Here is a 14,528-nt window from a genome sequence, read left to right as displayed (position 1 = left end):
TTAAAACAGATTGACTTATTGCGACGGCGGTATACAAAATCTATAAGGAGGTGTACCATTTCATGGCAAAAGTAGAACTGAAACAACCAATCGTAGAAGAGATCTCTAACAGCATTAAAGACGCACAGTCTGTTGTACTTGTAAACTACAGCGGTCTTACAGTTGAGCAGGATACAATTCTTCGTAAAGAGTTAAGAGAAGCTGGTGTTCAGTACAAGGTATACAAAAATACCATGATGCGTCGTGCATTCGAGGGTACAGCATTTGAGAGCCTTAGTGATCATTTACATGGCACAAATGCGATCGCTATCTCCGAGACAGACGCAACTGCTCCGGCAAGAATCCTTGCTAAATATGCAAAACAGTTCCCGGCACTGGAGCTGATCGCAGGTGTAGTTGAAGGTAACTACAATGATCAGGCCGGAATTCAGGCACTGTCCACAATTCCTTCAAGAGAGGAACTTCTTGGAAAACTGCTTGGAAGCATGCAGTCTCCGATCGCAAACTTCGCTCGTGTGCTTAATCAGATCGCAGAGCAGAACGGCGGAGCTGACGCAGCAGCTGCTGAGTAATCCCAGCAACGTGCAATTGGCGGCATAACGACCGCATGATTATTAATTAAAATTTATAAATGGAGGGAAATTAAAATGGCAAAATTAACAACAGAAGAATTTATTGCAGCAATCAAAGAATTATCTGTATTAGAGTTAAATGACCTTGTAAAAGCTTGTGAGGAAGAGTTCGGCGTTTCCGCAGCAGCAGGTGTTGTTGTAGCAGCAGCAGGTGCAGCAGGCGAGGCAGCTGAGGAGAAAGATGAGTTTGACGTAGAGCTTACAGAGGTTGGCGCTAACAAAGTTAAAGTTATCAAAGTTGTTCGTGAGGTTACAGGTCTTGGACTTAAAGAGGCTAAAGCTATCGTTGATGGTGCTCCGAAGGTTGTTAAAGAGGGCGCATCCAAAGCTGAGGCTGAGGATATCAAAACTAAACTTGAGGCTGAGGGAGCTAAGGTTACACTTAAATAATCCGATCAGATCAGAAGTTTTAAAGGCTGTTGTGCCTGCCGGTTTACCGGCGGCACAGCAGCCTTTTTTAGTGAAAAATCCAGGGTAAATCTTGCTTTTTGAAGAAAAAGAAAGGATAATAAAGGAGATAGGAAAGGGTGGATGGAATATGAAACGAAAAATAATGGCCTGTATCCTTGCTGCTGCGTTGGGAATCACAGGAGTTTCTTTTCCGACGGCAGCCAAGACAGTGTCTGTCGGAAAAAATGTAAAAAATATAACTGTAAACGTGAAAAATCCTCTGGATGAACTTCGGGCTCAGGAAGCTGCAATGCAGCAGCAGGAGGAGCTTGAAGAAGAGGAAAATATGCCGGAACAGGATCTGGATCCGCTTGTGCTGGATAACGATGGCAGTGTGGTTCCTGCATCACAGGCATCCTGGACAAAAATAGAGTCAGGTGCTGTAGAAGCAGTGGATGTATCAGAGGCACCGGGGGATGAGGAAATATCGGAAAATTCAACTGAAGACACATTTTCAGATGGAAGCACAGATGGAGACTTTGACACAAATAAGAATATTTCTGACAATGCAGCAACGGAAGCTGGCAGTGAGGATATTCAGACAGCAGATGGCAGTATCAGCGGAGAATTGCCGGCAGATTTTTCCGAAGGAACGGAGAACGGCGATAACGGTTCCGAAGAACTTCAGCTTCAGAAGGAAAACGGTAATGTAGAAAACGTCGCAGAGCCGGATAATAATAAAGCTGATGAAGGCGCAGGTCAGGCACAGGCTGATTTTACAGATGATGCCAATGCTGCTGGGGATTTTTCCGCAGGAGATGCTTCAGATGGAGAACTTGGAACTTATCAGACTGTGACTCTGGAAGTTGAGGAAGGACAGGATATCACAGCACCCTTGAACACACTGTTTCTTGAACTGAAAGATCAGGCCACAGATGAAAATCCCTGCAAGATCATAATTCCACCGGGAAATTATGAACTGACAGGTACACTTTGCATGTACAGTAATATGTACTTATATGCAAGAGACGCTAATATTACAAAAACGTCTACCACCAAACATCTGATCCTCCGTCTTGGAAATACCAAAGATTCAGAAGGCGGATATGATGGATATCGCAACATTGTGATCGATGGAGGAACCTGGGACTACAATTATCAGTGTGTGGAAAATAAGGATGCACCAGGCGGATTTGTGGGATTTTGCATTGGACATGCTACGAATGTTACGATTAAAAATGCTACATTTCTTAATAATCTGAAATCTCATTTTCTGGAATTTGGCGGAGTGAAAAATGCCAAGATCACAGGCTGTACATTCAGTGGCTATTATAAGAATTATGTGGAAGGCGGACAGGAATGTATTCAGATCGACTGCTGTACAGATGAGAGCAATGTTTTTCCGCAGTACAGACCTTATGATGGAACGACCTGTGAAGATTTTGTGATCGATGGAAATGTGTTCGAAGATGTCTTTACAGGGCTGGGAACGCACAGTATGATGTCCGGAAAAACATATAAAAGGATCACAGTTACGAATAATACTTTCCATAATGTAAAAAAACGCTGTATAAGGTTTATGAATTATGAAGATTCTACAGCAGAAAATAATACCATGGTAAATGTGGGAAATGGAGTGGACATTTCTTCTGTGAGCAGCAATACACACCAGACGCCAGGCTATGATGATGGGCCGGACATGCTGAAAAACAGGAATCTTCGTGTTGCAGGAAACTACATCAGTCTTGCCAGAACTACCAGCATTGGTGGAATTGCATGGATCTGCAGTGGTATAAAAGTTTCAGGCTATAATATGAAAAAAGATGGAGCTGTGCTCCCTAAAAAGATATATCCGGTGAAAGGTGTGACTGTAGAAGATAATCAGATCAGCGGATATGGAAACGGAATCAGCATGTCTCTTACTGACACAGATACCGTAACAGATAATCAGGTAACAATGAAAAAAACTTCTTCATATTCCAATTTTGGGATTTATGCCCAGGATTCCAGAGGAAGCGTTATCAGCAGGAATACAGTGTCCGGAACTGCAAATACGGGAATTTATCTCTCCGGTTCTGTCTATGCAGCAGGATCAGAACAGAGAAATCTTGTAGAGCAGAATACTGTTTCCGGAGCAGGCGGAGATGGAATTTATCTGCAATCTGTAAATACTTCATCCACTGCACAGAAGAATACTGTTAAATCAGCGGCCGGCTCGGGAATACGTGTAAATGCAGGAAAGAACAATAATGTTCTTGGTAATATCTGTTTATCCAACAAAAATCATGGCGTGAAAATTGAGTATGTGGCCGGCGGAGTCAGGGTAAAAAGCAATCGTGTGACATCAAATGCAAAAAGTGGTATTTTGCTCTGGAAATCAAAAGTATCCGAAGTATCAGGAAACCGTGCGGAGAAAAATAGGGGGAATGGTGTTTATGCATATGCATCTGTAATACCGGTCATGAAAAAGAATACATTTTGTGAAAACGGAAAGGTTCAGGCGGTATATGTAAAAAGCTGCAAAGGATGGACCTGCATCAACCGTCCTTCATGCAGAACTGTTACATCAAGAAGTACAGCTATAAGCGGAACTGCATCAGGCAGCCAGACAGTTATTGCATATGTGCAGCGTTCCGGAAAACAGACAAAGCTGGGTGTATCATTCGTAAATAAAAAGAAACAGTACGTTATTAAAATAAAGAAGCAAAAAAAGAATACTGCTCTGAAACTTGTCTCAAAAGATAAATACGGAAATACAGTAACAGTAAATACTGTTGTGAAGTAAGTATGTGTGATAAAAAAAAGATTCTGTTCCGGATATCCATACATCGTATGTATAGAAGGAACAGAATCTTTTTTTTGAAAAATGTAAAAAAATCAAAAAAAGTGCTTGACACACTTTTTTTCTTATGTTAAAGTGGAGGATGCTATATTATGGCTAGATATGCCTGCCTAAAGGTCAGGCGGGATCATGTTGTAATAAATAATAAAAAAACAGGGGTGAAACGTCAATGGAAAAAAACAGAATTCGTTCTGTAAAAACTGGAAAAAGCATGCGTATGAGCTACCAGAGACAAAAAGAAGTCCTGGAAATGCCAAACCTGATCGAAGTTCAGAAAGATTCCTACCAGTGGTTTCTTGACGAAGGTTTAAAAGAAGTATTTGATGATATTTCTCCGATCGCAGATTACGGCGGAAAGCTCAGTCTGGAATTCATCGATTTCACATACGATGAAAAAGATGCAAAATATTCCATCGAGCAGTGTAAAGAACGTGACGTGACTTATGCCGCACCTTTGAAGGTTCGAGTAAGGCTGATCAATAAGGAAACAGAAGAGATCAACGAACACGAGATTTTCATGGGAGATTTACCGCTGATGACAGCTACGGGTACCTTTGTTATCAATGGTGCTGAGCGTGTTATTGTCAGCCAGTTAGTACGTTCCCCTGGAATCTACTACGCGATCGCTCATGATAAGCTTGGTAAGAGACTGTTTTCCAGTACTGTAATTCCGAACAGAGGTGCATGGCTGGAGTACGAGACAGATTCAAATGATGTATTTTATGTACGTGTAGACAGAACAAGAAAGGTTCCGATCACTGTTCTGATCCGTGCACTGGGCATTGGAACCAATGCTGAGATCATCGATCTGTTTGGTGAAGAGCCAAAGATCCTTGCCAGCTTTACAAAGGATACCTCCACAAACTATCAGGAAGGTCTCCTTGAGCTGTATAAGAAGATCCGTCCGGGCGAGCCGCTTGCAGTAGAGAGCGCAGAGAGCCTGATCATGGCAATGTTCTTCGATCCGAGAAGATATGACCTTGCCAAAGTCGGACGTTATAAATTTAATAAGAAGCTTCATTTCAATAAACGTATCGTAGGCCACAAGCTTTCCCAGGATGTTGTAGATACAACAACAGGTGAGATCCTTGCTGAGGCTGAGACACTTGTTACAAAAGAGCTTGCTGATACATTACAGAATTCCGCAGTTCCGTACGTATGGATCCAGGGTGAGGAGAGAGAGATCAAAGTCCTTTCCAGCCTTATGGTTGATATCCGTCACTATCTGCCGGAGCTTGAGGATCCGAAGTCCCTGGGTGTTACAGAATTAGTATACTACCCGGTGCTCGAAAAAATTCTGGAAGAAAATGACACATTTGAGGACAGATGTGATGCGATCAAACGTGATATCCACGACCTGATCCCGAAACACATCACCAAGGAAGATATCCTTGCGTCCATTAACTACAATATGCATCTGGAGTATGGCCTTGGTAACGATGATGATATCGACCACCTGGGCAACCGTCGTATCCGTGCTGTCGGTGAGCTGCTTCAGAATCAGTACCGCATCGGTCTTTCCAGACTTGAGCGTGTGGTACGTGAGAGAATGACAACACAGGACACAGAGAGTATTTCTCCGCAGTCCCTGATCAATATCAAACCTGTAACTGCAGCAGTAAAAGAGTTCTTCGGATCATCCCAGCTGTCACAGTTCATGGATCAGAACAACCCGCTTGGAGAGCTGACTCACAAGAGAAGACTTTCCGCACTGGGACCTGGCGGTCTGTCACGAGACAGAGCCGGATTCGAGGTTCGAGACGTACATTATTCCCACTATGGAAGAATGTGCCCGATCGAGACTCCTGAGGGACCGAACATCGGTCTTATCAACTCCCTTGCATCCTATGCAAGGATCAATCAGTACGGCTTCGTAGAGGCTCCGTACAGAAAGATCGACAAAACAGATCCTTCCAACCCGCGTGTAACCGATGAGGTTGTATACATGACAGCGGATGAGGAAGATAATTACCATGTAGCACAGGCGAATGAGCCGCTGGATGAAGAGGGACACTTCATTCATAAGAACGTTTCCGGTCGTTACCGCGAGGAGACACAGGAGTACGAGCAGCACATGTTCGATTACATGGATGTATCTCCGCGAATGGTATTCTCCGTTGCTACAGCCCTGATCCCGTTCCTGCAGAACGATGATGCGAACCGTGCGCTGATGGGATCCAACATGCAGCGTCAGGCCGTTCCGCTTCTTACAACAGAGGCTCCGGTTGTTGGTACAGGTATGGAGACCAAGACAGCTGTTGACTCCGGTGTATGCGTTGTTGCAAGAAAAGCAGGTACAGTACTTCGTTCCACATCTACAGATATCTCTATCAAGAATGATGACGGAACAAAAGATGATTATCATCTGACTAAATTCATGCGAAGCAACCAGAGCAACTGCTACAACCAGAGACCAATCGTGTTCCAGGGTGAGCATGTTGAGGCAGGACAGGTTATCGCGGATGGCCCGTCTACATCCAATGGTGAGCTTGCACTTGGTAAGAACCCGCTGATCGGATTTATGACTTGGGAGGGTTATAACTACGAGGATGCTGTTCTTCTTAGTGAGAAACTGGTACAGAATGATGTTTATACATCTGTCCATATTGAGGAATATGAGGCAGAATCCCGTGATACCAAGCTGGGACCGGAAGAGATCACACGTGACGTTCCGGGTGTCGGCGATGACGCTCTGAAGGATCTGGATGAGCGCGGTATCATCCGTATCGGTGCTGAGGTACGTGCCGGTGATATCCTTGTCGGTAAGGTTACTCCTAAGGGAGAGACTGAGCTTACTGCTGAGGAGCGTCTCCTTCGTGCTATCTTCGGTGAGAAGGCAAGAGAGGTACGTGATACTTCCCTTAAGGTACCGCACGGTGAGTATGGTATTATCGTAGATGCCAAGGTATTTACAAGAGAGAACGGCGATGAGCTGAGCCCTGGAGTAAATCAGGCAGTACGTATTTATATTGCACAGAAGAGAAAGATCTCCGTTGGTGATAAGATGGCTGGTCGTCATGGTAACAAGGGTGTCGTTTCCCGTGTACTTCCGGTTGAGGATATGCCATTCCTTCCAAACGGACGTCCTCTTGATATCGTACTGAATCCTCTGGGTGTACCTTCCCGAATGAACATCGGACAGGTCCTGGAGATCCACTTGAGCCTTGCTGCCAAAGCACTTGGCTTCAATATTGCAACACCTGTATTCGATGGCGCAAACGAGGTTGATATCCAGGATACTCTGGAGCTTGCCAACGATTACGTTAATACGGAAGACTTTGAGGAATTCCGTGAGAAATATAAAGACATCCTTGCACCGGATGTTATGCAGTATCTCGATGAGAATAAAGCTCACAGAGCACTCTGGAAGGGCGTTCCGATCTCCAGAGACGGTAAGGTAAGACTTCGTGACGGACGAACAGGCGAGTACTTCGACAGCCCTGTAACGATCGGTCACATGCACTACCTGAAGCTGCATCATCTGGTAGATGATAAGATCCATGCACGTTCCACAGGTCCATACTCCCTGGTAACACAGCAGCCTCTGGGTGGTAAAGCTCAGTTCGGTGGACAGCGTTTCGGAGAGATGGAGGTTTGGGCACTGGAGGCATATGGTGCTTCCTACACACTGCAGGAGATCCTGACAGTGAAGTCTGATGATGTGATTGGACGTGTTAAGACCTATGAGGCGATCATCAAAGGTGACAACATTCCTGAGCCAGGTATTCCTGAGTCCTTTAAGGTACTTCTTAAAGAGCTTCAGTCTCTTGGTCTGGATGTACGTGTGCTCAGCGAGGACGGATCAGAGGTACACATTATGGAAACCTCTGATTACGGAGATACTGATCTTCGTCATGTCATCGAGGGCGATTCCAGAGGACGCAGAGATGAGGAGTCCTTCGGTAAACACGGCTACACCAAGCAGGAGTTCAGCGGAGAAGAGCTTGTCAATGTAGAAGAAGATGAGGACATGGAAGACGAAGATGATATGATCGAGTTTGAAGAGTCCTTTGATGATGAGGAATAAGAAAGGGGAAAGAATACATGGCAGAAACAACCAACGCCAATGAAACATATCAGCCAATGACTTTCGATGCCATCAAGATCGGACTGGCGTCCCCTGAGAAGATCAGAGAGTGGTCACACGGTGAGGTTTTAAAACCTGAAACGATCAACTACAGAACCTTGAAGCCTGAGAAGGATGGTCTTTTCTGTGAAAGGATTTTCGGACCGAGCAAGGACTGGGAGTGCCACTGTGGAAAGTACAAAAAAATTCGCTATAAAGGCGTTGTCTGCGACAGATGCGGTGTTGAAGTAACCAAATCTGCCGTTCGTAGAGAGCGTATGGGACACATCGAGCTTGCAGCTCCGGTGTCTCATATCTGGTACTTTAAAGGAATTCCGTCCCGTATGGGTCTGATCCTTGATATTTCTCCGAGAACACTGGAGAAAGTGCTTTACTTTGCTAACTATATCGTTCTGGATCCTGCAGATTCCGGACTTATGTACAAACAGGTACTCACCGAGCGTGAGTACCAGGAAGCACGTGAGTCTTACGGAGAAGGATTCCGTGTAGGTATGGGTGCCGAGTCCATCATGGAGCTCCTTCAGGCTATCGATCTTGAAAAAGATTCTGAAGAACTGAAGGCAGAGCTTGTGGACGCAACAGGCCAGAAACGTGCAAGGATCATCAAACGTCTTGAGGTTGTGGAGTCCTTCCGTGAGTCCGGCAACCGTCCTGAGTGGATGATCATGACCGTTATCCCGGTTATCCCGCCGGATCTTCGTCCTATGGTACAGCTGGACGGAGGACGTTTTGCAACATCTGACCTGAATGATCTTTACAGAAGGATCATCAACAGAAACAACCGTCTGAAAAGACTTCTGGAGCTTGGTGCTCCGGATATCATTGTCCGCAACGAGAAGCGTATGCTGCAGGAGGCTGTAGATGCCCTGATCGATAACGGACGCCGTGGACGTCCTGTAACAGGCCCTGGAAACAGAGCTCTGAAATCCCTTTCCGATATGCTGAAGGGTAAATCCGGACGTTTCCGTCAGAACCTTCTCGGTAAACGAGTTGACTATTCCGGACGTTCTGTAATCGTCGTAGGACCGGAGCTGAAGATCTATCAGTGTGGTCTTCCGAAGGAGATGGCTATCGAGCTGTTCAAACCTTTCGTTATGAAAGAGCTTGTTGCCAACGGAACTTCCCACAACATCAAAAATGCCAAGAAAATGGTAGAGAAGCTTGAGCCGGCAGTATGGGATGTCCTTGAGGACGTCATTAAGGAGCATCCGGTTATGCTGAACCGTGCACCTACACTGCATCGTCTGGGTATCCAGGCATTCGAGCCGATCCTTGTAGAAGGTAAGGCGATCAAGCTTCATCCGCTTGTTTGTACCGCGTTCAACGCTGACTTCGATGGTGACCAGATGGCTGTACATCTTCCGCTTTCCCAGGAAGCACAGGCAGAGTGCCGTTTCCTTCTGTTATCACCGAACAACCTTCTGAAACCGTCAGATGGTGGTCCTGTAGCCGTTCCTTCACAGGATATGGTCCTTGGTATCTACTACCTGACTCAGGAGAGACCTGGAAATAAGGGTGAAGGCAAGTTCTTCAAGAGTGTCAACGAGGCAATTCTTGCATACGAGAACAAGGTCATCACACTCCAGACAAAGATCATTGTCCATTGTCATAAGACAATGCCGGACGGAACTGTTTTAAGCGGCAATGTTCAGTCCACACTGGGACGTTTCCTGTTCAACGAGATCCTTCCGCAGGACCTTGGATTTGTGGACAGAAGCGTACCTGGAAACGAACTGCTTCTTGAGGTTGATTTCCTTGTAGGTAAGAAACAGCTGAAGCAGATCCTTGAAAAGGTTATTAATACTCACGGTGCAACAAAGACAGCCGAGGTACTTGACTCCGTTAAGTCTATGGGTTACAAATACTCCACACGTGCAGCCATGACCGTATCTATTTCCGATATGACCGTGCCGCCGCAGAAGCCGGAGATGATCAAGCAGGCTCAGGATACTGTTGACCGTATTACAAAGAACTACAAACGTGGTCTTATCACAGAGGAAGAGCGTTACAAAGAGGTTGTTGATACCTGGAAGAAGACGGATGATGAGCTTACAAAAGCACTTCTTACCGGTCTTGATAAGTACAACAACATCTTCATGATGGCTGACTCCGGAGCCCGTGGTTCCGATAAGCAGATCAAACAGCTTGCCGGAATGCGAGGACTGATGGCTGATACAACCGGTCATACAATCGAGCTCCCGATCAAGTCAAACTTCCGTGAAGGTCTTGATGTACTGGAGTACTTCATGTCCGCTCATGGAGCCCGTAAAGGTCTTTCCGACACCGCTCTTCGTACAGCCGATTCCGGATACCTGACAAGACGACTTGTTGACGTATCCCAGGAGCTGATCGTTCATGAGGCAGACTGCTGTGAGAACAGAGCAGAGATCTCCGGTATGGAAGTTAGTGGATTCATGGACGGAAAAGAAGAGATCGAGAGCCTTCAGGAGCGTATCACAGGACGTTTCTCCTGTGAGACAGTTAAGAATAAAGACGGAGAAATCCTTGTTAAAGCAAACCACATGATCACACCGAAGCGTGCAGCCCGTATCATGAAAGAGGGCGTAAGCAACCAGACAGGCGGACCGATCGACAAACTGAAGATCCGTACCATCCTTTCCTGTAAGTGCAAGGTTGGTGTCTGCGCAAAATGTTATGGTGCGAACATGGCTACCGGTGAGCCGGTACAGGTTGGTGAGTCTGTTGGTATCATCGCAGCACAGTCTATCGGTGAGCCAGGTACACAGCTGACCATGCGTACTTTCCATACCGGTGGTGTTGCCGGTGGAGATATCACACAGGGTCTTCCTCGTGTCGAGGAGCTTTTCGAGGCAAGAAAGCCGAAGGGTCTTGCGATCATCACAGAGATCCCAGGTGTTGCCACGATCAACGACACTAAGAAGAAACGTGAGATCATCGTAAACGATCCGGAGACAGGCGATTCCAAGACTTACCTGATCCCATACGGTTCTCGTATCAAAGTCCTTGATGGACAGGTTCTTGAGGCCGGCGATGAGCTGACAGAAGGTAGTGTAAATCCGCATGATATCCTGAGAATCAAGGGTGTGCGTGCAGTTCAGGATTACATGATCCGTGAGGTTCAGCGTGTATATCGTCTGCAGGGTGTTGAGATCAACGATAAGCATATCGAGGTTATCGTTCATCAGATGCTGAAGAAGATCCGTATCGAGGATAACGGAGATACAGAGTTCCTGCCAGGAACACTTGTTGATGTCCTTGATGTTGAGGAAGTTAACGAGAAACTTGAGGCAGAGGGCAAACAGCCGGCAGAGGGAAAACAGGTTATGCTTGGTATTACCAAAGCATCCCTTGCTACAAACTCCTTCCTGTCAGCAGCATCCTTCCAGGAAACAACAAAAGTCCTGACAGAGGCTGCTATCAAAGGTAAGATCGATCCGCTGATCGGTCTGAAAGAGAACGTTATCATCGGTAAGCTGATTCCTGCAGGTACAGGTATGAAGCGTTACAGTGAGATCAGTCTTGACACAGGAATGCCGGAGGTAAAAACAGCTTCCGAGGAGCCTGAGGATACAGAGGAAATTTCCGTAGAGGAAGAGAAGACTGAGACTGCTCCGGAGGAAGAGACCATTGCTGTTGAAGAGACAGCAGAGGAAACTGCACCGGTAGAAGAATAAGTCGATATACCTTGCTAATATAAATAAATCTCCCCCCGGAAATCCGGAGGGAGATTTCTGTTTATAAGCAGGGATTTTCTGAGAGAGGAGGGATTGCGATGGACAAGGAACTGCCAATTTCCCCGTGGCCGGAATGGAAGATCGTAAGCAAGATCGGGGAAGGCTCTTTTGGAAGAGTGTATAAAGCTCAGAGAACTGAGAAGGGACGTTCTTTTTACTCGGCAATTAAGATAATCACAATCCCCGCCAGTAAAGGGGAGCTGGACAGTGTGCGCTCAGAATCCGGTGATGAAAAATCTGTCCGCGGTTATTTTGAAAATCTGGTGGAGGAGTGCATTCAGGAAGTAAGCACCATGGAGTATTTCCGGGGAAATTCCCATATTGTATCTGTAGAAGATTACAAGGTGATGGAATATCTGGACGAGATCGGATGGGATATTTTTATCCGCATGGAATATCTCACAAGCTTCATGGAATATTATGCGGGAAAAAATCTCACAGAAAAAGAAGTGATGAAGCTGGGTATCGATCTTTGCAGATCACTGGAATACTGTGGGCAGCTTCACATCATCCACAGGGATATCAAACCTGAGAATATTTTTGTATCCAGGTTCGGGGATTTCAAGCTGGGGGACTTTGGAATCGCCAGAGAACTGGAAAAAACCATGAGTACCCTTTCCAAAAAGGGAACTTATTCCTATATGGCGCCGGAGATGTACAGGGGAGAACAGTACGACAGCAGAGTGGACATTTATGCACTTGGCCTGGTGTTATATAAACTGATGAATCATAACAGGCTTCCGTTTCTGAATCTTGAAAAACAGCTGATCACATACAGAGATAAGGAAAACGCACTCACGAGGAGGATGTCAGGCGAAACACCGCCACCACCTGTGGATGCAGGAGAGGCTTTCGGCTCCGTTATCTTAAAAGCCTGTGCTTATGATGCAAAAGAACGATATCAGACTCCTGAGAAGTTTCGGGAAGCACTGGAAGAAATCCGGTATGGAGCAGCAAACAGAGAACAGGGAGTTCATGAGAAACCGAAACCAGTGGAGGAAAGACCTGTTCCGGAGTCCATGCCGAAGTTTCTCCAGGAGGGTGCAGCCAGACAGCTGGCAAGAACGAGTCAGCTGAATACGGATGCGATCCGTCAGGCACGTAAAAATCCTGTGCCGTTATCCATACAGCCGGAGAAACCGACAGCCGGAGAAATAGCAAAAAATGCAGCCCGGAATACGCCAAAGGCTCAGAGCACAATACAGAAGCCTCAGAAATCTGCATCCGGAAAAACAGCATCCGAAAAGGATAGCCTGTCCGGTTATCCGTCAGGACGTTCCCGTCAGTCAGATCCCGGTATAAGAAAAACCGGAGCTGTAAAGCCCAGAGTTACCTCTATCACAGATCTGGAAGACGACCGTGACCAGAATCTCCAGGAGTGGGAAGGATCCGTGCCAGAGAATGACGAAAATGACGATGACAGAAGGAAACGGAAAGGTATTTTCAGAATGCTTATAACAGCCGGGATCCTTGTTGTGTTGATCAGCGGGATCCTTGCGGTACGAACGATACGGAAACCTGTGGATAACGGGGAACCTTCGTATACAGATTCCGATGATTCTGATGCTCTGAACAAAGGAAATTTCGGTACTGCAGACAATTCGGATAAAAGTTTCGCACAGGCAATGGAAACGATACGTGACCATGCGACAACCATAGAAAATGCTCTGGACAGCTATAGACGTGAAGGTACAGAGGGGGATCGCCTGCGCTTTTATAACGGATCAGGAGAGATCGCCAAAGTACTTGTATATCCCGGCAGTTCCGCAGATGGCGTTTATGAGGAATATTTTTACTGGGGCGAGCAGATGTTTTATACTTATGTATGGGACGGAGATGAGAAGCAGTATTTTTATTATCAGGACGGCCTTCTGATCCGATGGATCGATGCAGATGGTAAGGTTCATGATAAAGAGAGCGATAACGACAAATATGTAGAACTGGGAGACAAATACTGGAGTAATTCTGTAGTGGAGCTTCAGCAGTAATGTCGAAGGGTTTTTACGAAAGGAAAAAGAATGGCCTATCAGATTGATTATGCGTATACATGTCACACCGGAAAGGTGAGGACAAATAATGAGGATAATTTCTGGTGCTGCGGAGTGCGCCTGCCGGTGCACAACCAGGGGGTTGACGGAATCTTGGCAGGTCATACACAGCACTGGCAGCTTCCAATGCTGGCTGTTTTTGACGGCATGGGCGGAGAAAGCTGCGGTGAAATGGCAGCTTCTGCAGCTGTGGAAGCGCTGGGAGGCTTCTATGAAGAAAACAAAAAGACCCTGAAAAAAGAGCCTGTGGTTTTTCTGACAGGAGCCTGCGAAAATATGAATGAGGCAGTATGTCGCTACAGCAATGAAAACCGTATCAGAAGCATGGGAACAACCATGGCACTTTTGTCTTTCAGCGAAAAGGCAATCTATGCCTGCAACCTTGGGGATAGCCGTATCTACCGTCATTTTCAGGGGAAGTTCCAGCAGATTTCCACGGACCATGTGATCGGCGGAAAAATGCTGGGAAAAGCTCCGCTGACGCAGTATCTGGGCTTCCAGGAAGAAAACATGGCACTGGAGCCTTCTATCGTGGAGATCGGTTATCAGCCGGGAAGCTCATATCTGATCTGTTCAGATGGAGTGACAGACATGCTTTCTGATGAGGAGCTTCAGAAGATCCTTGACGGGACAGAAACCGCAGAAGAAAAAGTAGGTAAGATCCTGGAACAGGCATTGGAAAGAGGCGGCAGAGATAATGTGACACTGGTCCTTGCACAGATCAGCGGCTATGAAGAAAAAAATATTCTCAAACGCTGGGCAGAGCGCCACAGTACCGGACGGTAATAAACCCGGGGAGTAAGAAAAGGGATA

7 protein-coding genes and 1 other annotated feature (1 of these 8 running past the window's edge) are annotated in these 14,528 nt (G+C 46.2%); all 7 genes read left to right on the top strand.

Annotated features, from left to right (window positions below):
• Positions 1-10: a sequence feature (ribosomal protein L10 leader region), on the top strand; it begins 127 nt to the left of the window's first position.
• Positions 11-62: 52 nt separating this feature from the next.
• The 7 genes from rplJ (at position 63) to NE638_RS05060 (ending at position 14,501) form a co-directional block, all read left to right on the top strand.
• Positions 63-572 (top strand): 50S ribosomal protein L10, encoded by a 510-nt coding sequence (gene rplJ, locus NE638_RS05090; RefSeq protein ID WP_021652200.1) that lies wholly within the window; start codon positions 63-65, stop codon positions 570-572.
• A 75-nt stretch (positions 573-647) separates the two neighbouring features.
• The gene (gene rplL, locus NE638_RS05085) at positions 648-1,022 is read left to right on the top strand and encodes a 50S ribosomal protein L7/L12 (RefSeq protein WP_015526302.1); all 375 of its coding nucleotides are present in this window, start codon (positions 648-650) and stop codon (positions 1,020-1,022) included.
• Between the two features lie 148 nt (positions 1,023-1,170).
• Positions 1,171-3,807 (top strand): right-handed parallel beta-helix repeat-containing protein, encoded by a 2,637-nt coding sequence (locus NE638_RS05080; RefSeq protein ID WP_173745854.1) that lies wholly within the window; start codon positions 1,171-1,173, stop codon positions 3,805-3,807.
• Between the two features lie 226 nt (positions 3,808-4,033).
• A complete protein-coding gene (gene rpoB, locus NE638_RS05075; protein ID WP_021652198.1) occupies positions 4,034-7,891 on the top strand; it encodes a DNA-directed RNA polymerase subunit beta in 3,858 nt (1,285 codons plus the stop codon).
• A 17-nt stretch (positions 7,892-7,908) separates the two neighbouring features.
• Positions 7,909-11,607, top strand: a complete 3,699-nt coding sequence (gene rpoC / locus NE638_RS05070) for a DNA-directed RNA polymerase subunit beta' (protein ID WP_173734164.1) — start codon at positions 7,909-7,911, stop codon at positions 11,605-11,607.
• 98 nt (positions 11,608-11,705) lie between these two features.
• A complete protein-coding gene (locus NE638_RS05065) occupies positions 11,706-13,655 on the top strand; it encodes a serine/threonine protein kinase (protein WP_173745853.1) in 1,950 nt (649 codons plus the stop codon).
• 30 nt (positions 13,656-13,685) lie between these two features.
• A complete protein-coding gene (locus tag NE638_RS05060) occupies positions 13,686-14,501 on the top strand; it encodes a PP2C family protein-serine/threonine phosphatase (protein ID WP_118752855.1) in 816 nt (271 codons plus the stop codon).
• Positions 14,502-14,528 lie beyond the last annotated feature (27 nt).

This window comes from Blautia sp. MSK.18.38 (assembly GCF_024460535.1).
In the GTDB taxonomy this organism is placed as follows: domain Bacteria; phylum Bacillota; class Clostridia; order Lachnospirales; family Lachnospiraceae; genus Blautia_A; species Blautia_A fusiformis.
This window is presented reverse-complemented; position numbering and strand designations above follow the sequence as displayed.